This is a genomic window from Acidovorax sp. 1608163, assembly GCF_003669015.1.
Lineage (GTDB): Bacteria > Pseudomonadota > Gammaproteobacteria > Burkholderiales > Burkholderiaceae_C > Acidovorax.
Genome location: NZ_CP033069.1, coordinates 3,058,312 through 3,083,825, shown reverse-complemented (window position 1 = coordinate 3,083,825; position 25,514 = coordinate 3,058,312). Strand labels below are relative to the sequence as shown.

General features: G+C 63.7%; 23 protein-coding genes and 3 pseudogenes. 8 read left to right on the top strand and 18 right to left on the bottom strand.

The genetic code is table 11. From position 1 onward, the window contains the following. Positions 1-16: 16 nt before the first annotated feature. Positions 17-1,246, bottom strand: coding sequence for an MFS transporter (locus EAG14_RS13680; protein WP_121729196.1), 1,230 nt, complete (start codon positions 1,244-1,246; stop codon positions 17-19). A gap of 298 nt (positions 1,247-1,544) precedes the next feature. Here EAG14_RS13680 and EAG14_RS13675 point away from each other — a divergent pair, with 298 nt between their 5' ends. Next, a complete protein-coding gene (locus tag EAG14_RS13675) occupies positions 1,545-2,564 on the top strand; it encodes a hypothetical protein (RefSeq protein ID WP_099740695.1) in 1,020 nt (339 codons plus the stop codon). Positions 2,565-2,757: 193 nt separating this feature from the next. On the opposite strand, the gene kynA is transcribed toward EAG14_RS13675, so the two are convergent. The 4 genes and pseudogenes from kynA to EAG14_RS13655 form a co-directional block, all read right to left on the bottom strand. After that, the gene (kynA, locus tag EAG14_RS13670; RefSeq protein ID WP_099654926.1) at positions 2,758-3,645 is read right to left on the bottom strand and encodes a tryptophan 2,3-dioxygenase; all 888 of its coding nucleotides are present in this window, start codon (positions 3,643-3,645) and stop codon (positions 2,758-2,760) included. Between the two features lie 26 nt (positions 3,646-3,671). Beyond that, positions 3,672-4,981, bottom strand: a pseudogene (kynU, locus tag EAG14_RS13665) (kynureninase). Between the two features lie 176 nt (positions 4,982-5,157). After that, a pseudogene (gene kynB / locus EAG14_RS13660) lies at positions 5,158-5,795 on the bottom strand (arylformamidase). 65 nt (positions 5,796-5,860) lie between these two features. Then, positions 5,861-6,094: pseudogene (locus tag EAG14_RS13655) on the bottom strand (IS5/IS1182 family transposase); the annotation flags it as partial. Between the two features lie 929 nt (positions 6,095-7,023). Between EAG14_RS13655 and EAG14_RS13650 the strand changes: the two are divergent. Continuing rightward, the gene (locus EAG14_RS13650) at positions 7,024-8,622 is read left to right on the top strand and encodes a methyl-accepting chemotaxis protein (RefSeq protein ID WP_121729194.1); all 1,599 of its coding nucleotides are present in this window, start codon (positions 7,024-7,026) and stop codon (positions 8,620-8,622) included. Positions 8,623-8,761: 139 nt separating this feature from the next. Next, a complete protein-coding gene (locus tag EAG14_RS13645) occupies positions 8,762-9,283 on the top strand; it encodes a chemotaxis protein CheW (protein ID WP_121729193.1) in 522 nt (173 codons plus the stop codon). 187 nt (positions 9,284-9,470) lie between these two features. On the opposite strand, the gene EAG14_RS13640 is transcribed toward EAG14_RS13645, so the two are convergent. The 8 genes from EAG14_RS13640 to EAG14_RS13605 all read right to left on the bottom strand — a co-directional run bounded on the left by EAG14_RS13640 (position 9,471) and on the right by EAG14_RS13605 (position 16,664). Next, positions 9,471-10,916 carry an ATP-binding protein gene (locus EAG14_RS13640; protein WP_121729192.1) on the bottom strand — a complete coding sequence of 482 codons (1,446 nt, stop codon included), beginning with the start codon at positions 10,914-10,916 and terminating at the stop codon, positions 9,471-9,473. After that, positions 10,885-11,571, bottom strand: a complete 687-nt coding sequence (locus tag EAG14_RS13635) for a response regulator transcription factor (RefSeq protein WP_121730478.1) — start codon at positions 11,569-11,571, stop codon at positions 10,885-10,887. Before EAG14_RS13635 ends, EAG14_RS13640 begins: the two co-directional genes overlap by 32 nt. Further along, positions 11,549-12,103, bottom strand: a complete 555-nt coding sequence (locus EAG14_RS13630) for a hypothetical protein (protein ID WP_121729191.1) — start codon at positions 12,101-12,103, stop codon at positions 11,549-11,551. Before EAG14_RS13630 ends, EAG14_RS13635 begins: the two co-directional genes overlap by 23 nt. A gap of 1 nt (position 12,104) precedes the next feature. Next, on the bottom strand, positions 12,105-12,935 hold the full coding sequence (locus EAG14_RS13625) for a MipA/OmpV family protein (protein WP_162996003.1): 831 nt from the start codon (positions 12,933-12,935) through the stop codon (positions 12,105-12,107). A gap of 139 nt (positions 12,936-13,074) precedes the next feature. Beyond that, positions 13,075-13,533, bottom strand: coding sequence for a chromate resistance protein ChrB domain-containing protein (locus tag EAG14_RS13620; RefSeq protein ID WP_121729189.1), 459 nt, complete (start codon positions 13,531-13,533; stop codon positions 13,075-13,077). Continuing rightward, on the bottom strand, positions 13,530-14,450 hold the full coding sequence (locus tag EAG14_RS13615; RefSeq protein WP_121729188.1) for a Fe-Mn family superoxide dismutase: 921 nt from the start codon (positions 14,448-14,450) through the stop codon (positions 13,530-13,532). Before EAG14_RS13615 ends, EAG14_RS13620 begins: the two co-directional genes overlap by 4 nt. A 24-nt stretch (positions 14,451-14,474) precedes the next feature. Next, the gene (locus tag EAG14_RS13610; protein WP_121730477.1) at positions 14,475-15,677 is read right to left on the bottom strand and encodes a chromate transporter; all 1,203 of its coding nucleotides are present in this window, start codon (positions 15,675-15,677) and stop codon (positions 14,475-14,477) included. 24 nt (positions 15,678-15,701) lie between these two features. Further along, entirely contained in the window at positions 15,702-16,664 is a 963-nt protein-coding gene (locus EAG14_RS13605) for a chromate resistance protein ChrB domain-containing protein (RefSeq protein ID WP_121729187.1), read from the bottom strand. A 173-nt stretch (positions 16,665-16,837) separates the two neighbouring features. Here EAG14_RS13605 and EAG14_RS13600 point away from each other — a divergent pair, with 173 nt between their 5' ends. Genes EAG14_RS13600 through EAG14_RS13590 form a run of 3 tightly spaced genes read left to right on the top strand, consistent with a single transcriptional unit; the run spans position 16,838 to position 19,343 of the window. Further along, entirely contained in the window at positions 16,838-17,176 is a 339-nt protein-coding gene (locus EAG14_RS13600) for a FeoA family protein (protein ID WP_121729186.1), read from the top strand. Next, positions 17,173-19,110 carry a ferrous iron transporter B gene (locus EAG14_RS13595; RefSeq protein ID WP_371414350.1) on the top strand — a complete coding sequence of 646 codons (1,938 nt, stop codon included), beginning with the start codon at positions 17,173-17,175 and terminating at the stop codon, positions 19,108-19,110. The genes EAG14_RS13600 and EAG14_RS13595 overlap by 4 nt, the downstream gene beginning before the upstream one ends. Beyond that, the gene (locus EAG14_RS13590) at positions 19,110-19,343 is read left to right on the top strand and encodes a hypothetical protein (RefSeq protein WP_099654940.1); all 234 of its coding nucleotides are present in this window, start codon (positions 19,110-19,112) and stop codon (positions 19,341-19,343) included. The genes EAG14_RS13595 and EAG14_RS13590 overlap by 1 nt, the downstream gene beginning before the upstream one ends. A gap of 96 nt (positions 19,344-19,439) precedes the next feature. Here the strand turns inward: EAG14_RS13590 and EAG14_RS13585 are convergent, their stop codons facing one another. Genes EAG14_RS13585 through EAG14_RS13575 form a run of 4 tightly spaced genes read right to left on the bottom strand, consistent with a single transcriptional unit; the run spans position 19,440 to position 22,446 of the window. Continuing rightward, positions 19,440-20,117 carry a hypothetical protein gene (locus tag EAG14_RS13585; protein WP_121729185.1) on the bottom strand — a complete coding sequence of 226 codons (678 nt, stop codon included), beginning with the start codon at positions 20,115-20,117 and terminating at the stop codon, positions 19,440-19,442. Between the two features lie 12 nt (positions 20,118-20,129). After that, on the bottom strand, positions 20,130-20,294 hold the full coding sequence (locus EAG14_RS22865; protein ID WP_162996002.1) for a hypothetical protein: 165 nt from the start codon (positions 20,292-20,294) through the stop codon (positions 20,130-20,132). Continuing rightward, positions 20,291-21,211, bottom strand: coding sequence for an ornithine carbamoyltransferase (gene argF / locus EAG14_RS13580; RefSeq protein ID WP_121729184.1), 921 nt, complete (start codon positions 21,209-21,211; stop codon positions 20,291-20,293). The genes EAG14_RS22865 and argF overlap by 4 nt, the downstream gene beginning before the upstream one ends. Positions 21,212-21,249: 38 nt before the next feature. Next, entirely contained in the window at positions 21,250-22,446 is a 1,197-nt protein-coding gene (locus tag EAG14_RS13575; RefSeq protein ID WP_099740710.1) for an aspartate aminotransferase family protein, read from the bottom strand. Positions 22,447-22,707: 261 nt separating this feature from the next. Here EAG14_RS13575 and EAG14_RS13570 point away from each other — a divergent pair, with 261 nt between their 5' ends. Beyond that, positions 22,708-23,031 (top strand): DUF3579 domain-containing protein, encoded by a 324-nt coding sequence (locus EAG14_RS13570; RefSeq protein WP_099654944.1) that lies wholly within the window; start codon positions 22,708-22,710, stop codon positions 23,029-23,031. Positions 23,032-23,294: 263 nt separating this feature from the next. Here EAG14_RS13570 and rpsT read toward each other — a convergent pair whose 3' ends face one another. Then, entirely contained in the window at positions 23,295-23,594 is a 300-nt protein-coding gene (gene rpsT / locus EAG14_RS13565; protein WP_044398144.1) for a 30S ribosomal protein S20, read from the bottom strand. A gap of 246 nt (positions 23,595-23,840) precedes the next feature. Here rpsT and murJ point away from each other — a divergent pair, with 246 nt between their 5' ends. After that, positions 23,841-25,406, top strand: coding sequence for a murein biosynthesis integral membrane protein MurJ (gene murJ, locus EAG14_RS13560; protein ID WP_121729183.1), 1,566 nt, complete (start codon positions 23,841-23,843; stop codon positions 25,404-25,406). Positions 25,407-25,514 lie beyond the last annotated feature (108 nt).

Here is a 25,514-nt window from a genome sequence, read left to right as displayed (position 1 = left end):
CCCGGCGCACCCGGTTTTAGCCGCCGCTGGCGCGCGCCGCGGTGGGGCCTGGCAGGCACGCAAACGCGGTCACCCCCAACGCCAGCATGGCTGCAATAGTCAGCATCACCGCCACATAAGGGTCAGCGCCCTGCATGGCAGCAACGGATGCGGCTGCGCCAGTCACCCATTGCATCAGTGCGACCCCCAGAAACAGTGCCATGGTGAACACCGCCATGGCGCGGCCGGTCACGTCGGGGGCATAGGACGAGCGCACGTCCGAATACTGCAGCACCATATAGCCCGACAGCAGGCCCACAGCGATGGCCCCGCCCACGTCCAGCCACTCCTGGCGCAGAAAACCGATGGCCGCAAACAGCACGACCATCATGGTGGTGAAGCCCTTGATCCATTGGCGGCGGCGCCCAGGCCCCGGGTCAAGTCGCCCAAACATCGCAGGGCTGAGCAACGACACCAGCGATACGGCCACCGCCACATTGCCACTGGCCACCAGAGAGTAGCCATGCCGCTCAATCAGCAATGGCCCCAGCCACAGCCCGCGCAGCGACAGCATGGCGGCATACGTCACCAGCGCCAGCAGCATGATGCCCGCCGTGTGGGGCAGCAAAAACAGTGCGCCAAAGCCGCGCACTGCCTGGGGCAATGATTCGCGGGTCTGGCTCTCGTGCGTTGGCGTTGCGGGCTCGCGCACCCTCCAGTAAATCAAGCCCCAGGCCAGTGCCGCCAACGCGGCCAGCACGCCAAACCCCATGCGCCATGACGATTGCTGCACCAGCCAGGCCAGCGGTGTGCCGGTGAACAGCATGCCCAGCCCGCCCACCCCCATGGCTACGCCAGACACGGCTGCAAACTGTGACGGTGCAAAGTGGCGGGCGATGAACACCGTGCACACCAAAAACGCCGGTGCGCAGCCCACCCCAATCAACGCCTGCCCCACCAGCACGGCGCCGTAGCTGGGTGCCAGTGCGGACAGGGCTGCCCCCAAGACGGCCAGCGGAAACACCACCAGCAGCGTGCGCCGCACTCCATACACGTCAATGCCTATGCCCATGAACAGCTGCATCACCCCGAACGCAAAGGCAAACGTACCTGCAAACACCCCCAGTGCCTGGGCCGATAGCGAAAATTCGGCACGCAAGCCCGTGGCCATGATGGACGTGATGGTGCGAAACGCCTGGCTCAACGCAAAGCCGCTGACCAGCGCCAGCAGCATGGCCCAAGCCTGCCGGGGCGCCAACGTGAGCATGCTGTGTTTGGGGAGCGCGCTGGGATCATGGGGTGAACGGTGGGGTGAATGGGCCATGGCAACAAGCGTAACGCTTGGTGTGGCCAATGCCTGTCTCGCGGGTGCCGCCGCGCTGCGTGCACCAAAAAGCGTTGGAGCGGCATTTTTCCGCACCGATAATCGCCCCCGGGTTTGCGCGGTCAACGGGCAGCCCCGGCGCCCGTTAGAGGGAGGCGCCCTGGAGCTGTTTGCTTTGGCTCCCCATCCTCACAAAATCAATATCGCTGCCGCGATGATTCCAACACCTCAGGAGGTTTTCATGTTGCTTCGCAACCCCTTGTACGGCTTTTGGGCCGCTTTATTGTTGTTCTTTGGGTTGCTGGCCCCTGCGGCTGCCCAGCGTGGGGGCGACAGTGGCGCCTATCAGGTGCTGAGCGCCCGCTACGGCACGGCCGAGCGCAACGTGGACGTGACCGAGCGGCTGCGGCAGCTGGCTGGGATGGACCAGCCCATTCGCGTCCACAACGACACGTTTGGTACCGACCCGGACCGGGGCCGCGTCAAGGTGCTGCGCATTTACGCCCGTGGCCCCAACGGCGCCACCCGCACCTTTGAATACCGCGAAGACAGCATTGTGGACGGCACCCAGTTCACGGGCTGGACGGGTGGCAACTGGGGCCAGGGCGGGCACAACGGCGGCTGGCATGGCAACCAGGGCGGTGGCCAGGGCAACGATGGCCGCGATGACGGGGAGTTCCGCATCCTGCAGGCTCTGTATGGCACCTCAGAGCACCACGTGGACGTGACCCGCCGCCTGCGCGACCTGGCACGCGACGACCGCGCCATTGCGCTGACCAACGACACCTTTGGCGTGGACCCCCACCGGGGCCGCAGCAAGACCCTGCGCATTTATGTGCGCACCCGTGGTGGCCAAGAGCGCATGTTCGAATACCCCGAAGGCAGCACCATCGATGGCGCCCGCTTTACGGGCTGGGGCGGTGGCAACTGGGGCAATGAAGGCTGGAACGGCGGCTGGCAGGGCGGTGGCAACCAGGGCGGGTACCAGGGGGGCAACCAAGGCGGATATGGCAACAACCAGCCGCGCAACCAACTGGTCATCCTCAATGCCGTGTATGGCGCTGGCGGCCAGATGGTGAACCTGACCGAGCGCCTGCGCTCCATGGCCCAGGGCGACCGCCTGAGCACCCGTGTCGGCAACGAACTGGCGGGCTATGACCCGGCCCCCAATGTGCCCAAGGTGCTGTGGGTGACCTACACCATGGGCGGCCGCGAGCAGCGCGTGAGCGTGCGCGAGGGCGAGTACCTGAGCCTGCCCTGACAGGCCCGCCCCTGCGGGAGGGTATGACCGCAGGGGCATTGCGATGCTATGAAAAAAAGAGCTGCCAGCGCTTGATTCACAAGCGCTGGCAGCTCTTTTTGCTTGAATCGGTATCTGTCTCGAATGTCTCTCACTCTCTCCGCCCTTGCGGGAGAGGGCGGGGCAGAGGTGGGCCAATCCTGAGAGCTGCCGCTTACAGGTTGGTGCGCAGGTGCCAGATCTCAGGGAACAGCACCACGTCCAGCATCTTGCGCAGGTAGCTCACGCCACCCGTGCCGCCGGTGCCGCGCTTGAAGCCGATCACCCGCTCCACCGTCGTCACATGGCGAAAGCGCCACAGGCGGAAGGCGTCTTCAAGATCGGTCAGTTCCTCGCCCAACTGGTACAAGTCCCAGTGCTGCTCGGGGTTGCGGTATACGGTCAGCCAGGCTTGCTCCACCGCATCGCTTTCGGCGTAGGGCTGTGTCCAGTCGCGCTCGGTGTGGCTGGTGGGCACGGCAATGCCGCGCCGCGCCATCAACCGCAGGGCCTCGTCGTACAGCGAGGGCGCTTCGTAGGCGGCCTGCACCTGGGCCAGCAGGTCAGCGCGGTGCTCGTGGGGCTTGAGCATGGCGCGGTTCTTGTTGCCCATCGAAAATTCAATGCTGCGGTACTGGTAGCTCTGGAACCCGCTGGACTGGCCCAGGTACGGGCGCATGGCGCTGTACTCGGGCGGCGTCATCGTGGCCAGCACGTCCCAGGCGTGCACCAGCTGCTCCATGATCTTGCTTACGCGCGCCAGCATCTTGAAGGCGGGCGGCAACTCATCGCGTGCAATGTGGCCGATGGCCGCACGCAGCTCGTGCAGCATGAGCTTCATCCACAGCTCGCTGGTCTGGTGCTGCACGATGAACAGCATCTCGTCGTGCGCGGGCGACAGCGGCTTTTGCGCGGTGAGGATCGCGTCCAGCTGCAGGTAGTCGCCATAGCTCATGCTTTGGCTGAAGTCGAGCTGGGCGCGCTCTTCGTGCACGATGGATTCGGGCAGGGCAGCGCCCGGTGCTTCGCTGGCGGGTGCAGGGGTTTGAGAGAAAGGGCACATGGTGTGGTCTCCTGGTTCGCGCTGGCTCAGGTCACCGCGTGGGTCTGGTTGAACTCGGGCTTTTGCCACTCGCCGCTTTCCAGCGTCAGGCGCAGGTGCTCCACCGCGTTCCATACGTCTTCAAAGCCGATGTACAGCGGCGTCAAACCAAAGCGCAAGATGTCTTTGTGCGGGCCTTTACCGCCGTCGCCTTTGCGGAAGTCGCCAATCACGCCGCGTGCAATCAGTGCCTGCACGATGGCGTAGGCACCGCTGCCCTGGCCGTTCACGCCCGCACCTTCGTCACGCGTCAGGCACACCTGCGAGCCGCGCTGGGCATGCTCGCGTGGGGTGGCCAGGCCCAGGCCGTGGCCTGCGCAGCGCTCTTCCACCAGTTGGATGAACAGGTCTGTCAGCGCCAGCGACTTGGTGCGCAGCGCGGCCATGCCGCCCAGGCTTTGCGCGGCGGTGAACACATCCAGCCCGCACTGCAGGGCCGACAGGCTGATCATGGGCTGCGTACCGCACAGGTAGCGGGTGATGCCGGGGGCGGGCTGGTAGTCGGGCGTGAACTGGAAGGGCGATGCATGGCCCCACCAGCCCGACAAGGGTTGCCAGAACCGGTTGGCATGGCGCGGGTGCACCCACACAAAGGCGGGCGCGCCGGGGCCGCCGTTCAAATATTTGTAGCCACAGCCAATCGAGAAATCAGCGCCCGCACCGTTCAAATCGACCGGCACGGCGCCCGCGCTGTGCGCCAGATCCCACACGCACAAGATGCCCTGGGCGTGCGCGGCGGCAGTGATGGCGGCCATGTCGTGCATGGCGCCGGTGCGGTAGTTCACGTGCGTCAGCATCAGCACGGCCACGTCGGCAGTGAGCGAGGTGGCAATCTCTTCAGGCTCCACCAGCACCAGCTCCAGCCCGCGCTCCTTGCACAGGCCTTCGGCAATGTAGAGGTCGGTCGGGAAGTTGCTGCGCTCGCTCACGATGCGCTTGCGCGCAGGGCTGTCTTCGCGGGCGATGTTCAGCGCCGCGCTCAGCACCTTGAACAGGTTGATCGAGGTGCTGTCGGTGCACACCACTTCATCTTTGCCTGCGCCAATCAGCGGGGCCAGCTGGTTGCCCAGGCGCTGGGGCAGGTCAAACCAGCTGGCGGTGTTCCAGGATTTGATGAGGTCGGTGCCCCATTCGCGCTGCACCACATCGGCAATGCGGGCGGGCGCGGCCTTGGGCAGCACGCCCAGCGAATTACCGTCCAGGTAGATCACGCCCGGGGCAGGGCAAAGTGGTCGTGCAAAGAGCGCAGGGGGTCTTGGGCGTCGCGGGTGCGGCAGTCTTGCAGGGTGAGGGTCATGGTTGTTAACTCGGGGTTTGCTTCTTTTTTTATAGCTGCTTGCGCTTGATTGATGAGCGCTAGAGGCCAAAATCGTTTGAAATCTCTATAGGGTGAAAGGCGATGCCTTCCCATACAGCGCGTGGCCTAGGCCAGGGGGGCGTCCCCTGGAGGGATGACGCGACGCGGCAGGGGGGTCATGGCAATGACCGAAGCACAGCCCGCACGGGCGAGGCATCGGCGGTGGTCAGCTTGAGCGGCAGGGCGATCAGCTCGTAGTCGCCCTCGGGCACGTCGTCCAGCACCAGGTTCTCCAGCACGCGCAAGCCGCGTCGGCGGATGACCTGGTGGCTGTCGAGCGTCTTGCTGTCGGCGGGGTCGATGCTGGCGGTGTCGATGCCCACCAACTGCACACCCAGGTCGGCCAGCCGCTCGATGGTGGCGGGCGCATAGGCGGTTAGCTCGCCGTCCCACTGCGCAGGGGCCTGGGCATAGGTGCGCACCAGCACGCGGGCGGGCAGCGCGGGGAGGGCTGGATTGATGGCGTGGGCAATGTGCGCCCACTCAATCAGCGGACCGCAGCCCATGGCATGGATCACACGGCACGGGCCCAGAAACGCATCCAGCGCCACGGTCCCGATGCTGGCGCCGCCCTCGTCGTAGTGCAGCGGCGCATCGGCATGCGCGCCCACATGGGGCGACAGTGTGATGGCGCTGACATTGACCGGGCAGCCCGGGCCCATGGTGGCGCACCACTGCTGGCTGAAAGGCGTATCGCCCGGAAACACCGGGCTGCCTGTGTGAACGGGGGGGAAATGTCCCAAAGCTTTTGCATGGGACGTGACGGTAATGGCCTGGATTTTTTGTGGTGTCGGTTATTTCCAACAACTACTGATTTTTGGCGAGGGGTTTGCCCGCCTCGGTTGACCGGGGGCGGTGGGCGTGGTTGTCCGTGCTCTTCACGCTCTGTGCGTCCACGATCAAGAACCTGCTTGAGGTGTTGCTTCCGTAGTTTCTTGCGGGCCGCGCCAACCTGATTTTTTTAGCCTGCTCCCGCAGGCTGCCCCCTTCACGCGGCGCGCTCCAGATCGCAAAGTACGCATGCACCGTGCGCCACTTTGGAAACTCCTCGGGCGTGGTGCTGCCGGTTTTGTCTACCAGCAGGGTGCCTTGCTCTACCCGCTCTACGCTGGCCATGATCAGGCTCTTGATTTCTTTGGCCGCTTCTGCGCTACGTTCAGCGCCAGCATGTGAGTCTGAAATTCTGCAAGTTGCCTGTCATGCGCTTTTGTCGTTACAGAGGCCCACATGTTGAGGCGAGGGGCTGAAGATCACAGATCAAAGTGTGCGGAAAGCATATGGACACACAAATCATGTTTTGCAATTTGTTAACATTAGTAACTAATTGCATCGCAATGTATTCGGCCATCTACATGTTCAGAAGTAGTAGGGAGTGTTCTTTTATGAGGTTTGATGATCTTCGTGTCCCCCAAAAGTTGGGGGACGCTTTTGGGTAGTTGCGATTTCTGCATTGATCATTGCCGGAGCGCATAGTGCCCGGGTGACACAAGTGGCGGCTTTGTATAAGGCGGCCTCGGCTGACCGTGCCAGCGTGTCGCTCAAAGTACCAATTTGGGCATCAATCGATGCTGTTTCACCACGCTTTGCTGACCCGAGTAAGGCGCAAATGCCGGTGAGGTGTCTGCATTGCATAAAGGCCTCACCGCATGCTGCAAAAGCTCAAAAAGAGCAGGCTAATTTCTAGCTCAAGGTTGCCTTTTCGTCGCTTACAGCGGCCACAAGCAATGACCACACCCGGCAGAGCACTTGGAACACCCAACACGGCTTACGCATCGGGGACCTTTTCCCGATCCCTATAAGGCCTGGCTCATGGCGGGTTCCTGTTCAAACTCAATCTACCCGAGATAGATGGGGCAGTTTGAGGCCAAAGATCAATAAGAGATGGCCGGTATCGATGCGACTTGTTTGCTCAAGTTTGCTGGAGTGTCGGCGCGATTTGCTGTCGGGTAAGCCACAGCGGGTAATCAAAACAAACGAGATTTATGAAAAATTTGAAGATATCGACACGCCTTACAGGTGCCTTTGCAGCCATCGTGCTGCTGATGCTAGTTCTGGGAGGCATTAGCCTCGTGCGTTCTGGTCACCAGCGGGCAGCCTTGAATGACGTGGTCAATGTGCAGATCCCCATGAACAGAGCACTGGCGATGCTGGACAACGGTGTGAATGAGCAGGCAATTCAGTTTCGGAATCTGGCTATTCGGGATGCAGAAGAGGCTCGACAACGCGCATGGGATCGAATTGCGTCGGCACGCGAATCTGTTGATGCGCAATACAAGCAGCTGGAAAGTTTGATGGCTTTTTCAGAGGGCAAAGACCGATTGGCCAAGATGCGGGAGGGGCGGGCCAATTTTCGGAAAACGGGTGATCAATATCTCGCCCTGATCAAAGAGGGGCGAAAAGACGAAGCATTGAAGTGGCTGGATACCGAGCTACGCTCAGTCCAGAGGGCTTATCAGGCACTGATTGAGAGCCAATTCAGTTACCAGGACAAGACCACTCAGGCCGCCAGTGCGAAGGCTGAGAGCGAGGCCTCGGCCCTGCAGCGGGATGTTCTGATCGCTTGCGCCGTGATTTTTGGGCTGGCCATCTTCCTGGCGATTGCCATCATCCGCTCCATCACCGCCCCCCTGTCCCGCGCCGTAGAAGTGGCCGACCAAGTGGCCGCAGGCGACCTCAGCGCCCACATCGAAGTCACCTCCACCGACGAAACCGGCCAGTTGCTCGGAGCCCTGCAACGCATGCAGCAAAGCCTGGTGCGCACCGTCTCCGTCGTACGCCAGAACTCAGAAAGCGTGGCCTCTGCCAGCGCCGAGATTGCCTCCGGCAACAACGACCTGAGCGCCCGCACCGAACAGCAAGCCAGCGCCCTGGAAGAAACCGCAGCCTCCATGGAAGAACTCGGCTCCACCGTGCGCCAAAACGCAGACAACGCCCGCACCGCCAACCAACTGGCCATGAGCGCATCGACCGTCGCCACCCAAGGCGGAGAAGTGGTTGCCGAAGTGGTGGAGACCATGAAAGGCATCAACGCCAGCAGCAACAAGATTGCAGACATCATCAGCGTGATCGACGGCATCGCCTTCCAGACCAACATCCTGGCGCTGAACGCCGCCGTGGAAGCCGCCCGGGCAGGCGAGCAAGGCCGAGGCTTTGCCGTGGTGGCCACCGAAGTACGCAACCTGGCAGGACGCAGCGCAGAAGCGGCCAAAGAAATCAAGAGCCTGATCATGGCCAGCGTAGAGCGGGTAGAGCAAGGCACCCTGCTGGTAGACAAAGCAGGCAGCACCATGACCGAAGTCGTCACGGCCATCCGGCGCGTGACCGACATCATGGGAGAGATCAGCGCAGCCAGCAGCGAACAAAGCGCAGGGGTAGGCCAAGTGGGCGAAGCGGTGACGCAAATGGACCAGGCGACCCAGCAAAACGCGGCCTTGGTGGAAGAAATGGCGGCAGCGGCCAGCAGCCTCAACAGCCAGGCGGGCGAGCTGGTCAACGCCGTGGCGGTGTTCAAACTGGCGCAGGATGTTTCCCATGGGACAACCCCCATGACTGGACATACGCGCCGACTCATGGCCCATTGAGGTGGGCGCGCTCAAGACGGTGCTGCGGGTTGGAAAGCCGCATCCGCAGGCATCTTTCCGATGCAATCAAGTTTGTCGCTTCAATCCGTTTTTGGAAAAAAGTTGAAGCAAGCTTTTATTAAATTTCTTTAAAAATACGATGATCAACGCAGCCATATCTACCCCGTCCTCCTTGACTCCATCCTCTGCCAGCACAGGCGCACTGACCGAAATTCGAGAGTTTCTGGCGTTCAAGATTGCCAACGAGGAATACGGCGTGGACATCCTGCGGGTGCAGGAAATCCGCTCGTACGAAAAACCCACCACCATTGCCAACGCCCCCGAGCATCTCAAGGGCGTGGTGAACCTGCGCGGCGTGATCGTTCCGATCATCGACCTGCGCATCAAGCTGGGTGTGGCCGAGGTTCAGTACAACCACCTGACCGTGGTGATCGTGCTGAGCATCGGCCTGCGCGTGGTCGGCGCCGTGGTGGACAGCGTGTCGGACGTGCTGACACTGGAGCCATCGCAACTGCGCCCCGTGCCGTCACTCGACTCGAACTTTGACCGCGAGCACCTGCTGGCGATTGGGTCGGTGGACGAGCGCATGCTCATCTTGCTGGACATCGAGAAGTTCCTGGCCGATACCGTGTTCGGCGAGATGGATGTTGCAGCCCATTGATTCACCAACGGTTCTTTCAGCCGCCTGTGCCGGGGGCGGCAGACCAGGGGGCATCCCTCTGGGGGGCGTGAAGCGGCGCGGGGGCTTATCAACGCCCGCAGCACAGCCCGCACCATCGCCGGCATGGGCGACGCATCGGCGCTGATCCGCTTGAGCGGCAACCCATGTGCCCACCGCACGAGGCAAATCAAGCGTCGTTGCGGATTTCCTGGGGCGGGTCACTGGGCTGGAATTGAACGTGCACCTCCAGGCCCGGCTGGGAGGGGCGCGCCATGATCTGCCACTGGTGGGCACGGGCTATTTCCTGGCAGATGGACAGGCCCAGGCCCGCGCCTTCGTCGCGCCGCGTGGGACCACGCCAGAAGCGCTCAAACAGTTTGCCCAAGTCTGCGGGGGCCGCCCCTGGGCCTTGGTCCGTGACGCGAAAGCCCGCAGGGTCCGCCAGTACCGTGACGGTGCCCCCTGGTGGGCTGTGTTGGATGGCGTTTTCTAGCAGGTTCTTGAGCAAGGTGAACAGTGCTCCGCGGTCTGCCTGCCAGCACAGTGGGGCTTGGTGCCCGTGCGTGCCGGTGTTCGTGCCTGTGCTCGTTCCGGTGTCTGCGCTGTGGGTGATGTGCACCCCACTGCGTTCGGCAACGCGGGCCATGTAGTCGCAGACCTCGGCGAGGGCGGCTTGGGCCGACACCTCTTCCATGCGGTAGTTGCGGGGCTCACTGGCCTCGGCCAGCAGCAGCAGTTGCTGCACCTGGCGGGCCATCCGGTCCACGTCCTGCAGCAAGAAAGGGTTGCGCTGGGTGGGGGGCACCATTTCGATCTGCGCGCGGATGAGGGCCAGTGGGGTCTTCAGTTCATGGGCCGCATTGGCCAGGAATTCCTGCTGCGTGCGAAAGCCCGCTTGCAATCGGTCCAGTGCGCGGTTGAAGGCTTCGACCAGTGGCGTCAGTTCGTCTGGCAGGTCGCGTGCTTGCAGGCGTGCGTCCAGCGTTTGAGGTGAGATGTTCTGGGCTTCGATGGACGCAGCGCGCAGCGGGTGCAGCATGCGTTGCAGTGTCAGGTGCGTGGCGACCAGAAAGACCGCCAGGAAGGTCAGGCAGGTGGCCAGAATGCCCTGCTGCAATGCCGGGGTGCCAAACGAGTGGCGCATTTTGAGAACCAATCGGTCGCTGGCGGCAAACTGGACATACCAGGTGGCGCCGCGATGTTCGATGGGTGTGGTGGCCGCATGCATTGGCACGCCCTCCCGCTGCAACTCAAACCGCTTGAGCTGGGGGTCAAACGCTGCGCCGGCCGGGGCCAGGGCCGTGGCTTCTTCGCTGGTGGGCGAGAAGACCACCCGGCCATCGGCGGTGGTGATGCGAACGAACACATCCTCTTTGAAGCTGGTGAATAGCCACTTGTCGATTTTTTCCTCATCGAACCCCATGGGGGTGCCGTCGGCGGCAAACTGGGTCCGTTTGGCCAAGCCTTGTGCAAAGTGCTCCGCGCCATATTGCAGCATGTAGCGGTTAAAGGGCTCTGCCAGGAAAAAGACCATCAACCCGACCAGCAGGGCGCTGGTCAGCATGCCAATGCTGTAGACCGCCAGCAGGCGGGTGCGCAGGCTACGAGGCCACTGAAGCTTCACGCAGGGCATAGCCTTGGGTGCGGAGGTTGACGATCTGCATGCACGAGCCCGCTGTGGCCAGTTTGCGGCGCAGCCTGTGCAGCGCCACGTCCAGCGCGTTGGGCGTGACGGCCTCTGTCAGGCCCCAGGCGGCTGCCTCCAGTGTGGACCGTTTGACGGTTTGCCCCGCTTTGCGGGCCAGGCACAGCATGATTTGCAGCTCGGTGGCGGGCAGAGGCACGGCGGTGCCCGCGCAAACCATGTGGCCGTGCTCTGGGCTGATCTGGACGTCGCCGTGGGCGGGCGCAAACTCTTGCACCTGGGCTGGGCGTCGCAGCAGTGCACGCACCCGGGCCACCAGCTCCTCCATTGGAAAGGGCTTGGTGAGGTAGTCGTCTGCGCCCGAGTCCAGGCCTTCGATGCGGTCATGCAGTGCGTCTCGGGCTGTCAGCATCAAGCAGGGAGTGGGGCGACCGGCGGCGCGCAGGCGCTTGACCAGGTGCAGGCCATCGCCGTCTGGCAAGCCTCTGTCGATGACCACCACGCCGTAGGTAATGTCTCGCAAAGCCAGCCAGGCTGGCTCCATGGCATGAAACACGTCGGTTTCAATGCCAGCATTGCCCAAGGCTTGGCGTACCAAATCGGCCAGCCTGCTGTGGTCTTCAATGAGTGCAATGCGGTTCATGGGGCCAATGTGCAAGCGAATGCTGGGGACGCTCGGTCAGCGCCAGCAGGTGGTCTTTCATCTGGGCAATGCGTTGGGGGTTGGCGTGGCGCTGCAGGGCCTGCTGCATCCACAGGGTTTGTGCCGCCGCTCTGCAATGGAGCGAAAGCAGCGCATCGCAAGCATCATAGGCGCAGGCCTCGCCGATAAAATCGGCCCAGATGGCCTGGTAGCGCCCATGTGCCATCAATGCTGCGGCCGCAAGCTGCCCCTTCGGTCGGTGCAGTGCGTTGTCGCAGAGGCAGCGCAGGTAGGCCCTCAGGTGCCGAGCGGCGCCCGGTGGCTCGGTGTCCAGCGCCACCACCATGGCTTGGCGAAAGGCCAGCACGGTGCGCTCGAAGAGCGCGTCCAGCCGCGCACGGTGATGGGCCTGGGGGCTGTGCAGCCGCCTTGCTATGCCCGGATGGCTTTGCAGGGCATGCGCATGCACTCTTTGGAGAGCCTGGGGCGCGGGCGCTTCCAGCGTGCACACAAACGGGCCCAGGTGCCGCATCTCAGAAACGGTACAGGTAGCCGATGGTGGCCCGCGACAGGCTCGATCGGCCCACGATGGGGCTGCGTTTGATTTCGTCAGGCAACTGGGTGCTGCTGATGTCCAGGAAGATGGTTTGCTTGGGCTGCAGTGGGTAGTCCAGCCGCAAACCCAGCTCCAGCGCCGTGGCGGCCTTGCCGGTGTATTGGGGGCGGTTGGGCTGGGCTTCGCTCGCCTTCACGCCAAAGTAGTAGTCCACGTATTTTTTGTCCAGCCACTGGGCTTGCACCCGTGGGGTGATGCCCAGTGGGCCGACGCTGAAGCGCCTGTCCAGTTGCAGCATCGCCTTTTGCCCCTTGCTGTGGCCCGATGCGTCTGCCGTCCATTCTGCGGTGGCGCGCACGAGGGGGTGCGTCCAGGTGGCTGTTCCCCCAGCCCAGAAACCACCTTTGCGTTCGTCCATGCCCGCCAGGATGGGCGCGTCGTCCGCCTTGTAGCCGATGCCCTCGTATTTGAGGCGGCCAGTCAGTGCGATGGAACTGCTGGCGCCCAAGGGCCATTGACCCAGCTTGAGATCGGCACCGGTGCCCGCCACGCGCAGCCAGGTGTTTTCGTAGTTCAGCAAAGGCAGCGCCCGCGTTTTGTTGTCGTCACCCAGGTAGGGGCTTTGAAACACCCCGACGCCAATGCCCAGACCCCATTGCGGCGCCATTGATGTGGATTGCGTGGACGGTGCGACGTCGGATTGCGCAGCGGCATTGCCCGAAAGCGCAAGAGCGGCGAGGGCCGCCATGGCGAGATGGGAGCGCGCGGCGGCAGGGGATGTGGATGCGATGGGCTGGGGTTTGTGCACGGAGGGCGTCCTGGTTACGAAAGCATCCATCGTCCGCTGCCTGGACTTACTGGCGACTTACCGTGTGGCCCCTTCCTTGGCGGCTGGCTTGGTGGCAGAGTTTGGCCCTCTCTGCCGTGTCAGGGCGGGCCACAGCGGGTCATGTCGCCATGCTTGGGGGCCAGTGGTGGGTCTCGGCCTGGCACGACTGGCACCACGCATACAGCGCGTCGTACATCACCATGCCGTGCCCCAGCATTTCGTGGTCATCGCGGAAGGTCTGGGACAGACCGAGCGACAGCGCGTACAGGCCCGCAGACTGTGGCGCCAAGTCCAGTCGGGAGGTGTCCGCCCCCCGCACGATCACGGCCAGTTGCTGCAGTGCGGGCTCGGTGAGGCCGTATTTTTTGAGAAAGGCGTCGAAGCTGCAAAGGTCACCGTCGTGGGTCATTTCCACGCCGGGCACGTCGTAGGGGATCGCACCTGTGTCTTGGGCCACCCGAAGCACGGAGGCCGCAGGCACGTAGAGAAACTCAGGTGCCTTGTCGATGAACCGGGCGATCAGCCAGGGGCAGGCGATGCGGTCGATCTTCGGGCGTTCGCGGGTGACCCATTTCATGTGGCACTTCCTGGTGTTTCCAGAGGCAGGCCAGCGGCTTGCCAGGCCTCGATGCCACCCACGAGGTAGCGTGCATCCAGGCCGCGTGCACGCAAAGTAAGGACCGTTGAGCGCCCGATGTCCTTGCCGCGTAGGCAGTACAGCAGAACCGGCTTCGATGCATCGAGTTCCTGGCTCCACTCGTGCACGCGCGACGGGTCGCGCCACGATGCCCCGGCAATGACCTGCGGGCTCTGTACATAGTCCTCCTCGCGCCTCACATCGAGCTTGCCCTGCACACCATCCAATGCACCGCCCGTGTCGATGCCAAACGCCAACGCATCCGCCTCGACAGCAGCGCCGTAGCGCTTGTAGACCTTGTCCCACTGAATGTTGGCCATGAACGCATCCACATAGGCGCCTGCCTTGGCGCCAAAGTCCAGGTGGTAGGCGTGCTCGTACATGTCCAGTGCCAGCACCGGCGTGGCGCCCGCCAGAAGGTGCGTGTGGTCTGCCGCCCAGTGGTTGATGAGGCGGCTTTCGCGGGAAGACCAGGACAGCAAGGCCCATCCCGATCCACCGCCCATGGCCTTGGCCAGCCCCGTGAACTGGCTGCGCCACGCCTCCACGGAGCCAAAGTCACGCGTGAGCGCAATGGAGAGGCCGCAAGATGGCAGCACACCATTGCCCCCCAGGTTGTCGAAGTACAGCTCGTGCAGGAACGCCGAGTTGGCCGCGATCAATTCCTCGCGCTTGAGGCCGTTGACGGTGAAGGTGGCAGCTGTGCTCCAGTCCAGCACTGCGAGTTCGCTGCGGATGGCGTTCAGGCGCTTGACGGCGCCAGCGTAGTTGTTCTCGTAGTGGCTGGTGATCAGTCGATTCGACAGCCCGGTGAGTTGGTCGGGGTCCAGTGTGAGTGGACGAGTGGTGTAGTTCACGGGGCGCTCCTTCAGGGGGCAGGGTCAGACTCGGGAAATCAGTGGGTAGACGATCAGGCCCACCAGCGCGGCGGCCAGCACCACGACAGGCTCGGGCAGCTTCTTGAACCGCCACAGCACCGCCGTGGTGGCAAGAAACAGCGCAGCGGTGGGCAGGTCCACGATGGACCGCTGGCCCAGTACCACCACCGCCCCCGCAATAGCACCCACGGCAGCGGCAGTCACGCCATCCACAAACGCCACCACACCAGGGTGCTTGCCATGCTTTTTGAAGTACGGCGCCGGGATCACTGTGAGCAGATAACAGGGCAGAAAAGTCGCTGCTGCCGCGACGACGGCGCCCCCAAAGCCGCTGGTCAAAAAGCCAATGAACCCCGTGGTGATGACGACCGGGCCTGGGGTGATCATGGCCACGGCCACGGCGTCCACGAACTGGCGATCGGTCAGCCATGCGTACTCTTTGACCACCCCGCCGTAGAGGAACGGCACGATGGCCAAACCGCTGCCAAAGACGAATGCCCCCGCGTAGGTGAAGTACGCGGCAATCTGCCCGAGCTTTTGCCAGTCGAGGTGGTCCAGGCTGAGTGCCCCGGCCATGGGGGCTGCCCATGCCATGCTGTGCAGCCGCCCGCCAGCTCGCTTCAATGGGCCGCGCACGGCCCACACCAACAGCCCCGCGCCGAGAAAGACCCAGATCACTTCGGATTGGGTGGCAATGGTTACGCCCGCGCTGACCAGGTAGATGGCCCCGAGCAGCCTGTCCTTGCCCACGCTCTTGGTCGTGAGCTTGTAGGCACTCAAGGCAATGATGCCGATGACGGAGGCGCCCACGCCATAGAAAACTGCCTGCATCCAGGAGATGCCGCCGTAGGCTTTGTAGGCAGCCCCCAGTGCCAACACCATCGCAAAAGACGGCAGCACAAACGCCACGCCGACCAGCGTGGCGCCCCACAGGCGGAAATGCACGTAGCCGAGGTAGATGGCCAGCTGCGCAGCCAAAGGGCCTGGCATGAGCTGGGCCAGGGCCATGCCCTCCTTGTAGTCGGCATCCGAAATCCAGCCGCGTTGCTCCACCAGATCGCGGTACATGTAGCCGACCAGTGCCACGGGGCCACCAAAGCCCAGCGTGCCCAGGCGCAGCATGTACAGCACCAGTTGCCACAGCGTGTAGACAGGAGCACTTGCAGCGCTGGCGTCCGGCGCTGCCGTTACCTTGAGATCGTTCATGTTCATTCCTGAGGTGGTGAGGTGCTACGGTTTGCGGTGAGTAGAGAAATGCGCATGGAGCGAGTCCAGCACCCCGCCCACATCGGCCAACAGGGCGTCGTCGTCCGGCCAGCGCTTGCGTGCACCGGCCAGCACGGCTTCGAAGCCACCCGCTTCGGGCGTGGTTGCGCCCCCCACATCCAGGGCATGCACCATGGCCCCCAGGCGCAGCAGGCCGCGATCACCGTCCAGGCCAAAGCTCGCCAGCAGCACCTCAAACGTCACCCGCTCACCCACATGCGAAAACGTAGCACCGTCGAAGTCAAAGCCCAGTGCATCCGCAGGGCAGTCTGTGATGGCGTTCAGCCACACAAAGCGCGCGCTGGGGTCGATGAAGCGCTGAATGAGCCAGGCGCTGGCCACGCGATCGACCCAGAGATGGCGGCGCGTCGCCCAGAGCCGCCCTTGGTATTGCATGCGGTCACGCCGTGCAATACGGCCCGCTGTGGTCTGAGGCTCGCCGGGGGACTGCAAGGCCTCCACGGCGTTGGCGAAGTCGCGCCACTGGGCTTCGGCCCGGATGGAGGCTTCGCCCGGAAAGAAGTCGATCTTGCGGATCGCCTCGTAGGTGCGCGCATATCGGCGCTGCAAGCGCTGAAGCTCGGCACCCACCAGCGTGGGCAAAAGCTGGCGGGCTTGCGCCAACTCGTCCAGCCAGGGGGTGTAGTCGGCCGTCCGATCAAACAACGTTTGGTAGGCGGCTTGCTCGGCCATGTGGGTTGCTTGCACCTGCAGCAGCCAGGCCTGTCCCCCTTCTTGCAAAGCCTCGTCGGCCAGCGGTTGAAGCTGTGCAGCTTGCTCTGCTTGTGCGGGCAGCAAGTAGGCGCCGTCGCGCAATGCGGCGCAGCCCAGTGCCTTGACGGCACGCCAAATCCGCATGCGCACCGTAGCGCTTGCCGAGGGGAGGCTGACGACCAAGGCCAACCATGAGTGAGAAGGGCGATGCATGGCGCAAGCTTAAATTGGTGTCACAAGCCTTGCAATGAAGTAGCGATATCTACATTTTTGAGAGCCTTGTCCGGGTGCTCAGGCCAGCGAGGCCGCTCTGATTTGAATCAAGTGCCAGCGGAACTCATTTTGTAAAATGAGAACCAAACTCATTTGCGTAAAGATTGACCCCCATGAAAACAATGCACGAGGGTGCCGCCGCCGCCCTGCACCCCAGCACGCAGGCCGCCACACCGACGGCGGCTTCGGCGTTCCCCTCTGCTGCTTTGGGCCTGGACGGGCTCAAAGTCCGCACCCCTGCGTTGGTGACCGGGCTGGTGCCTGCGCGCGATGGGCGTGAGCACAGCACCTTGCTGCGCTTGCTGGAGATCGGCTTTGTGCCCGGTGAGGCCGTGCAAGTGCTGGCCCGGGGGGCGTGGGGGGGCAATCCCCTTGCCGTGCGGGTGGGGCAGGCCACGTTTGCCCTGCGCCAGCAAGAGGCGGCCATGGTGCAAGTGCAGGTGTTGGCATGAGCGCGGCGGTGAACATGGGCGCAGGCGCAGCCACCCCGGCGGGTGAGTTGATGCGCGTGGCCCTGCTGGGCAACCCCAATTGCGGCAAGACGGCGCTGTTCAACCTGCTGACCGGTGCCCGCCAAAAGGTGGCCAACTACGCGGGCGTGACGGTGGAGCGCAAAGAAGGCGTGCTGCACACGACCAGTGGCCGCAAGGTGCGGGTGCTGGATTTGCCCGGTGCCTACAGCCTGCACGCGCACAGCCTGGACGAAGCCATCACCCGCGACATCGTGCGGGGCCGCCGCCCTGGCGAGGCCTTGCCCGACCTGCTGGTGTGCGTGACCGATGCCACCCATCTGCGGCTGAACCTGCGCCTGGTGCTGGAGGCGCGGGCCCTGGGCCTGCCCATGGTGCTGGTGCTGAACATGAGCGACATGGCCGAGCGCCAGGGCATTCAGATCGACCGCGAGGTGCTGTCGCGCGAGCTGGGCATGCCGGTTCTGGCCACTGTGGGCGTGCGCGGCGATGGTGCCAGCGAGCTGCTGAGCTGGCTCGATTCGCCCGCTGCACAGGCGCTGAAGGCGCCGCAGGTACCCGCCCAGGAGGCGGTGGCGCTGGATGCTTCTGCGCTGGATGCGCAGACCCAGGTCATCCGCACCCACCAGCAGGTGCACCGACTGATGGAGCTGGCGGTGCGCTCCCCGGCCACCAGCCTGCGGGCGGATGACCGGATTGATGCTGTGGTGCTGCATCCCGTGTGGGGCATGCTGCTGCTGCTGACCACGCTGTTCTTGATGTTCCAGGCCGTGTTCACCTGGGCCACGGTGCCTACCGATTGGATCAAGGCGGGGGTCGAGTGGACTTCGGCTCTCATCCAGGAGCACATGGCCGATGGGCCGCTGCGCAGCCTGTTGGTGGACGGCGTGGTGGCCGGGGCCGGGGGCGTGCTGGTGTTCTTGCCGCAAATCCTGACGCTGTTTCTGTTCATCCTGGCGCTCGAAGACTCGGGCTACCTGCCGCGTGCCGCCTTCTTGCTGGACCGTGTAATGGGCACCGTGGGGCTGTCGGGCCGTTCGTTCATCCCGCTGTTGTCGAGCTTTGCCTGCGCTGTGCCGGGCGTGATGGCCACGCGCTCCATCACCCACTGGCGCGATCGGCTGGTCACCATCATGATTGCGCCGCTCATGACCTGCTCGGCCCGGTTGCCGGTGTATGCACTGCTGATCGGCGCCTTCATCCCTGAGCGCACGGTGGCTGGCCTGTTCAACCTGCAGGGCGTGGTGTTGTTTGCGCTCTACGTGGGCGGTATCGCCAGCGCGATGGCTGTGGCCGGTGTGGCCAAGTTGGCACGCTCTGACCAGCGGCCCCCTCAGCTGCTGATGGAGCTGCCCGCCTACCGCTGGCCCAGCGTGCGCAGCCTGCTGCATGGGTTGTACGAGCGGGCGATGATTTTCATCAAGCGCGTGGGCGGCATCATCCTGGCCGTCACGGTATTGCTGTGGTTCCTGTCCACTTACCCGGCGCCACCCGAAGGCGCTACCGAAGCGGCCATCACCTACAGCTTTGCAGGCCAGCTGGGGCGCTTGCTGGAGGTGCTGGTGGCTCCCATCGGTTTCAACTGGCAGATCGCCATCGCCCTGGTGCCCGGCATGGCCGCACGCGAGGTGGCGGTAGGCGCCCTGGGCACGGTGTATGCGTTGTCGGTCACCGGTGAAGAGGTGGCCAGCCAGCTGGGCCCACTGATCGCGCAGAGCTGGTCTTTGGCTACGGCGCTGTCGTTGCTGGTGTGGTTTGTGTTTGCGCCGCAGTGCATCTCCACCATCGCCGCAGTGCGGCGCGAGACCAACAGCTGGCGCTACCCGCTGCTGATGGTGGTGTACCTCTTCAGCCTGGCCTATGCGGCCAGTTTCGTGACCTACCGAATCGCTTTGGCCCTGGGAGGTGGCGCGTGATGTGGCAACAATGGATCACCGGCTTGATCGTGGCGCTGGCCGCCGCCTACATGGTGTGGCGCTGGCTGCCCGCCGGGCTGCGCAAAAAGCTGGGCCGAGTGCACCCGGCCATGGCGCAAAGCGCTGGGTGTGGCAGTGGCGGCGGAGGCGGCTGCAGCAGCTGCGGAGGATGTTCGTCGTCTGCGGCACCCAGTGTGACGGTACACCCTGCCGAGGGCCGCGAGCGGTTTTGACGGGCGCTGTGTATGGGGCGCAGCCATCTGCAGCCCTTGTGGCGGTGGTTTGGAGTCCGCGTTAAAGCGTGGCCTTTCCCAGCGTCAGCGTTGCAGCTACGCGTAAATTTGCCCTGCTTTCAGCGCATCCAAAGCATTGCGCATGTTGGCGCGTGCCTGTGCTTCGTGGCGGTAGAAAAACCACTCGTTGTGGTAAATGCGCGGCCGGTCCAGAAAGCCCTGTAGCACCGCACTGCGTCCGGCCACGTAGCGTGGCCAGCGCACAAAGAAATATTCCTTGCGCACGTTGCGCTCAAACTGGCGGTACACCGCATCGCTTTGGCCCAGCACGGCCAGGTCAATGTCCACCACCCAAGTGGCGTCGCCCTGCAGCACGCCCGGGTTGTGGCATGTGGCCATGATGTGTTCGTGCACGGTGCGCACCAAGCTGGGCGGCAAGGGCTGGCCGCTGAGGAAGCGCGAGGCCCACTGTGCGCTGCGTGCCTCGTTGTGGGCGCTCCAGGGCCAATACACCGCGTCGTGAAACCACAGGGCCAGCGCCACGGCGTGGGGTTGTTCCAGCGCGCCGGGCAGTTCGTTTTGCACCGTCTGCCAGTGGTCCAGGCAGGCCTGCAGGTGCGATGCGTTGTGGTACGCCCGGGGCCAGCGCTGCCAGCTGCGCAGCAGGTGCTGGCCTTCTTTCATCCACGCGTTGGCAGGGCAGCCCAGAGCAGTGCCCAGGGCCTCCCATTGCGCCAGCAGCGCGTCGGTATCAGTGGTGCTGCGGTGGAACATCCCGCTTTGGCGTTACGCCATGCGGCCGAGCAAAAGGTACTCCATGAGTGCTTTTTGCACGTGCATCCTGTTTTGGCTTCGGCCCGCAGCCTGCGGCGGCTTCACGTCCGCGTTGCGGAAATGAGCCTGCACCGAAACAGTCTGCTGGCGCTGTCGCGCCACCGCGTTGCATTTCATGCCACGCGGCCGAGCAAAAGGTACTCCATGAGTGCCTTTTGCACGTGCATCCTGTTTTCTGCCTCATCCCACACCACCGATTGCGGGCCGTCGATCACATCGGCTTCCACTTCTTCGCCCCGGTGCGCGGGCAGGCAGTGCATGAACAGGGCGTCGGGCTGGGCGGCGGCCATCATTTCGGCGTCCACGCACCAGTCGGCAAAGGCCTTTTTGCGGGCCTCGTTTTCAGCCTCGTAGCCCATGCTGGTCCACACATCGGTGGTGACCAGGTCAGCGCCTTTGCAGGCTTCGAGTGGGTTGCTATAGAACTGATAGCTGCTAGCGCTTACTCCGTGTGCGCCAGAGGCCAATTTTTCATCAATCTCGTAGCCGCGAGGGGTGCTCACGTTGACCTTGAAGCCCAGCAGCGCAGCGGCCTGCAGCCAGGTGTTGGCCATGTTGTTGCCGTCGCCCACCCAGGCCACCGTCTTGCCTGCGATGGAGCCACGGTGTTCGATGTAGGTGAAGATGTCGGCAAGGATCTGGCAAGGGTGGTATTCGTTGGTCAGCCCATTGATGACCGGCACGCGCGAGTGCGCGGCAAAGCGCTCTAGTTTGGTCTGCTCGTAGGTGCGGATCATCACCAGGTCGGTCATGCGACTGATGACCTTGGCGCTGTCTTCAATCGGCTCGGCGCGGCCCAGTTGGCTGTCGCCGGTGGTCAGGTGCACCACGCTGCCGCCCAGCTGGTACATGCCCGCCTCAAAGCTCACGCGGGTGCGGGTGCTGGCCTTTTCAAAAATCATGGCCAGCGTGCGGTCAACCAGCGGGTGATGCTTCTCGTACGACTTGAACTTTTTCTTGATGATCGCTGCGCGCTCGAACAGGTAAGCGTATTCGTCAGCGGTGAGGTCGGTGAACTGCAGATAGTGTTTCATGGGCAAAAAAGGGCACGCCGTGGCGTGCCCTGCAAGGTTTATTCGGCCAGGATGGCTTTGACCAGAGGGGTGAGCTTGGCCACGATTTCGTCGGCCTCGGCCACGGTGAGGATCAGCGAGGGCACCAGGCGGATGACGCTGTCGGCCGTCACGCTGATCAGCAGGCCCGCTTCGGCTGCGCGGCCGGTGAGGGCGCCGCAGGGCTTGTTCAGCTCAATGCCCAGCATCAGGCCCTGGCCGCGGATTTCCTTCACGCCGCTCAGGCTGCCCAGTTCGCGCTCCAGCGCTGCCTTCAGGTGGGCACCCACGGTCGCTGCGTTTTGCAGCAGGCCGTCTTCTTCCATGATGCGGATGGTTTCGTTGCCCGCACGCATGGCCAGCTGGTTGCCGCCAAAGGTGGTGCCATGGTTGCCGGGCTGCAGCACGTTGGCGGCCTTGGGGCCCGCCACCACGGCGCCAATCGGCACGCCCGAGCCCAGGCCCTTGGCCAGGGGCATCACGTCAGGCACGATGCCCGCCCACTGGTGGGCAAACCACTTGCCGGTGCGGCCCATGCCGCACTGCACTTCGTCAATCATCATGAGCCAGCCGCGCTCGTCGCACAGGGCGCGCAGCTGCTGCAGGTATTCCACGCGGGTGGGGTTCACGCCGCCTTCGCCCTGAATGGTTTCAAAGAACACCGCGACCACATTGGGGTTGCCTTCGGTGGCCTTCTTGATGGCTTCGATGTCGTTGAGCGGTACGCGCACAAAACCTTCGACCAGCGGGCCAAAGCCGCTGTAGATCTTGGGGTTGCCCGTGGCCGACATAGTGGCGATCGAGCGGCCATGGAAGGCCTTTTCGTAGACCACGATCTCGGGCTTGGCAATGCCCTTGTCCACGCCGTACTTGCGCGCGATCTTGATGGCGGCCTCGTTGGCCTCCAGGCCCGAGTTGCAGAAGAACACGTTGGTCATGCCCGAGCGCTCCACCAGCTTGGCTGCCAGCGCCTCTTGTAGGGGCGAGTGGTAGTAGTTGGAGGTGTGGATGAGCTTGGTGATCTGGTCTTGCAGCGCGGGCACCAGCTTGGGGTGGTTGTGGCCCAGCGTGTTCACGGCAATGCCGCCCAGCGCGTCCAAGTACTCCTTGCCGTTCACGTCCCAGACTCGGCTGCCCTGACCGCGAGCCAGCGCAATCGGTACGCGGCCATAGGTGTTCATTACGTGGGGCGAGGCTGCCTCAATGAAAGCGGTCATGCAGAGATCTCCAGACGGTGCAAAAAAGGGTTGGGCTTGTGGCCCGCGATAGGTCGGTAAGAGACCAGATACAGGGTCTTCAACCCGAAAAACGAAGCACGATTCTAGGGGGAGAGCCATGGCTGGCTGTTGACAATTGCGCATCACTGCAATGCGTTACCCGACGACCCACTGGGAATACCGGGTTAGCTCTTATATAAGAGTTAGAATGCGGGGCCGTAGCAACACTGCGGTGAGCTGCCACTTACCCAAGCGACCCCGATGGTTTCCCCCTCCACAAAAGAAGTCTTCATCCAGGGCATTACCCATGACGGGAAAACCTTCAGGCCCAGCGACTGGGCCGAGCGGTTGGCTGGCGTCATGAGCCAGTTTCGCCCCGGAGGCTCGCGGCCGGGCAGCCACCTGAGCTATTCGCCCTGGTGCATCCCCACCACGCTCAACGGCGTCAAGTGCGTGGTGGTGCACCGCGACCTGCGCGACCATGAGCCCATGGCCTGGGACTTTGTGCTCAACTTTGCCAGGGACAACAACCTGCAGGTGGCTGAAGCGTGCTTGCTTCCCGATGCCCCCACCCCGAAGGCCTGACAGGCCTTTTTTTACGCCCCCGTTTTCTTGTGCCTTGGCTTGAATTGCTTTGCCCGTTGCTTGGGTGCGGCGGGTTTGCGCCCAGGCCGGTCGCGCTGCGCAAGCCGGGCGCTGTGAGGTCGTGCGCTTGCGGCGTGCTGGCTGGGGGGCATACATTGCGGGCACAAAAAAACCGCCCGAAGGCGGTTTTGATGTTTGCTGACAGCGCACCCGTTACAAACGGCGGGCAGCGGAGGCTACCCGTGCTGTTTGCCTGAAGTGGGTCAGGCGGCCAGTGCCAGGGCTTTCACCTTGGCTGCCAGGCGGCTCTTATCGCGAGCTGCCTTGTTCTTGTGGAAGATGCCCTTGTCGGCAACGGTATCGACCACGCTTTGTGCCTTGGCGAAAGCTTCAGCAGCCTTCACCTTGTCGCCAGCCAGAACAGCCTTTTCGACGTTCTTGACAGCGGTGCGGTATTTGGAACGCAGCGATGTGTTGGCTGCGTTGATCTTGACGTCCTGACGGACGCGCTTGCGGCCCGACGCCAGGCGTGGGTTCTTTTTCTTTGGTTTAGCGGATGCCATGATTTAAGTTCCTTGAGTCTGAGGATGATGCCAGCAAAGCCGACGATTATAGCCCACCCGAGCCACAGTGGGTCAGCCCCGGTTGTGCCGCTTGGCTGTAGGGGTGGCACAGACCCCGCCTTGGGCTTTCACCATTGCCCCATCCGGTAGGGCGCCAGATAGGCGTTGGCCTGGTGGACGTAAGCGAGCGCAACAAGGGCGCCAGCTGCGTGGCCAGGGCTGCGCGCAGCGAATACACTCCCGGCGGTGTCACTGTTCAAAGCCGCCTCCACCGTATCCCTGCTGACCCTGGCCTCCCGCGTGACGGGCCTGGCGCGCGACCTGCTCATGGCGTCCCTGTTTGGTGCCAGCGCCCTCACGGACGCCTTCAACGTCGCCTTCCGCATTCCCAACCTGTTTCGCCGCTTGTTTGCCGAGGGTGCGTTTGCGCAGGCCTTTGTGCCCGTGCTGGCCACCACCAAGGCCAAAGAGGGCGAAGAAGCCACCCGCCGGCTGATGGCCGCCGTGGCCACCGTGCTAGCCTGGGTGCTGCTGCTGACCTGTGTGGTGGGCGTGCTGGGCGCGCCGCTGCTGGTGTGGGCGCTGGCCAGTGGCATGCGCCAAAGCCCCGAGGCCTTTGACGCCGCCGTGTTGATGACGCGCTGGATGTTCCCCTACATCGGCTTCATGTCCATGGTGGCGCTGGCTGCCGGCATCCTCAATACCTGGAAGCACTTTGCGGTGCCCGCCGCTTCGCCGGTGCTGCTCAACGTTTGCATGATTGCCGCCGCCTGGTTGGGGGCGCCGCAGTTGGAGGCGCGTGGCATCGAGCCCATCTTTGCCATGGCCGGTGGGGTGATGCTGGGTGGCATTCTGCAACTGGGGGTGCAGATCCCGGTGCTGCTGCGCATGGGGCTCATGCCGCGCATTGGCGTGACGTGGGGCGCCATTCGGGCGGCCTGGGCCGAGCCGGGCGTGCGTCGCGTGCTGGCGCTGATGGCGCCCATCTTGCTGGGCGTGGGCGTGGCGCAGGTGTCATTGATGATCAACACCCAAATCGCCTCGTACCTGGCTCCGGGCAGCGTCACCTGGCTTTTTTATGCCGACCGGTTGATGGAGTTCCCGACGGCGCTGTTGGGCGTGGCGCTGGGGGTGGTGCTGACACCGCAGCTCACGGCGGCCAAAGCAGCGGGCGATGCAGCCAAATACTCGGCCATGATGGACTGGGGGCTACGCATTGTGGTGCTGCTGGCTGTGCCCTGCGCGGTGGCGTTGCTCACATTCTCCAAGCCGCTGGTGGCCACCTTGTTCCATTACGGCAAGTTGGCCGATGGCGATGTGGGGCAGATTGCCGTGGCACTGGCGGGGTATGGCGCGGGCCTGTTGGGGCTGGTGGCCATCAAGGTGCTGGCGCCGGGCTACTACGCCAGCCAGGATGTGCGCACGCCGGTCAAGATCGCCATCGCGGTGCTGGTCATTACCCAAATCCTGAATGCCGTGCTGGTGCCGCTCATCGACCATGCCGGGCTGGCGCTGTCCATTGGCCTGGGCGCCTTGGTCAACGCCTTGTGGCTGTTGATCGGCTTGATCCGCAAGGGCAGCTACCAGCCGCAACCGGGCTGGGCACGCTTTGCCTTGCAGGTGGTGGCCGCCAGCGCCTTGCTGGCCATTTTGCTGGCCTGGGGCTCGCACTATTTCGACTGGGTGGCCTTGCGTGCCCACAGTGCCCAGCGGGTGCTGTTGCTGGCGGGGTTGATGGCGGCCGCGGCGGCTTTGTACTTTGGCGCGCTGTGGGCTGCAGGCCTCAAGCTGCGGCAAATGCTGCGGCGCTGATGGCTCCTGGCCCCTGGCCGGTGGTGCTGCCAGGGCCAGGCCAGGACCGCCGAAATGCCGGGTGAATCCATGGGTTTTGCGCCTTGACGCTGCGGCCCGCTCGTTCTC

Bases quoted from the DNA above. Each gene is read 5' to 3' on its own strand.
- EAG14_RS13600 (WP_121729186.1), top strand. From the start codon at position 16,838: ATGAAAACAATGCACGAGGGTGCCGCCGCCGCCCTGCACCCCAGCACG.
- EAG14_RS13585 (WP_121729185.1), bottom strand. From the start codon at position 20,117: ATGTTCCACCGCAGCACCACTGATACCGACGCGCTGCTGGCGCAATGG.
- EAG14_RS13610 (WP_121730477.1), bottom strand. From the start codon at position 15,677: ATGAACGATCTCAAGGTAACGGCAGCGCCGGACGCCAGCGCTGCAAGT.
- EAG14_RS13620 (WP_121729189.1), bottom strand. From the start codon at position 13,533: ATGAAATGGGTCACCCGCGAACGCCCGAAGATCGACCGCATCGCCTGC.
- EAG14_RS13640 (WP_121729192.1), bottom strand. From the start codon at position 10,916: ATGCCCTGCGTGAAGCTTCAGTGGCCTCGTAGCCTGCGCACCCGCCTG.
- EAG14_RS13630 (WP_121729191.1), bottom strand. From the start codon at position 12,103: ATGCGGCACCTGGGCCCGTTTGTGTGCACGCTGGAAGCGCCCGCGCCC.
- EAG14_RS13675 (WP_099740695.1), top strand. From the start codon at position 1,545: ATGTTGCTTCGCAACCCCTTGTACGGCTTTTGGGCCGCTTTATTGTTG.
- EAG14_RS13680 (WP_121729196.1), bottom strand. From the start codon at position 1,246: ATGCTCACGTTGGCGCCCCGGCAGGCTTGGGCCATGCTGCTGGCGCTG.
- EAG14_RS13650 (WP_121729194.1), top strand. From the start codon at position 7,024: ATGAAAAATTTGAAGATATCGACACGCCTTACAGGTGCCTTTGCAGCC.
- argF (WP_121729184.1), bottom strand. From the start codon at position 21,211: ATGAAACACTATCTGCAGTTCACCGACCTCACCGCTGACGAATACGCT.
- EAG14_RS22865 (WP_162996002.1), bottom strand. From the start codon at position 20,294: ATGAAATGCAACGCGGTGGCGCGACAGCGCCAGCAGACTGTTTCGGTG.
- EAG14_RS13590 (WP_099654940.1), top strand. From the start codon at position 19,110: ATGTGGCAACAATGGATCACCGGCTTGATCGTGGCGCTGGCCGCCGCC.
- EAG14_RS13575 (WP_099740710.1), bottom strand. From the start codon at position 22,446: ATGACCGCTTTCATTGAGGCAGCCTCGCCCCACGTAATGAACACCTAT.
- EAG14_RS13570 (WP_099654944.1), top strand. From the start codon at position 22,708: ATGGTTTCCCCCTCCACAAAAGAAGTCTTCATCCAGGGCATTACCCAT.
- EAG14_RS13635 (WP_121730478.1), bottom strand. From the start codon at position 11,571: ATGAACCGCATTGCACTCATTGAAGACCACAGCAGGCTGGCCGATTTG.
- rpsT (WP_044398144.1), bottom strand. From the start codon at position 23,594: ATGGCATCCGCTAAACCAAAGAAAAAGAACCCACGCCTGGCGTCGGGC.
- kynA (WP_099654926.1), bottom strand. From the start codon at position 3,645: ATGTGCCCTTTCTCTCAAACCCCTGCACCCGCCAGCGAAGCACCGGGC.
- EAG14_RS13605 (WP_121729187.1), bottom strand. From the start codon at position 16,664: ATGCATCGCCCTTCTCACTCATGGTTGGCCTTGGTCGTCAGCCTCCCC.
- EAG14_RS13595 (WP_371414350.1), top strand. From the start codon at position 17,173: ATGAGCGCGGCGGTGAACATGGGCGCAGGCGCAGCCACCCCGGCGGGT.
- EAG14_RS13645 (WP_121729193.1), top strand. From the start codon at position 8,762: ATGATCAACGCAGCCATATCTACCCCGTCCTCCTTGACTCCATCCTCT.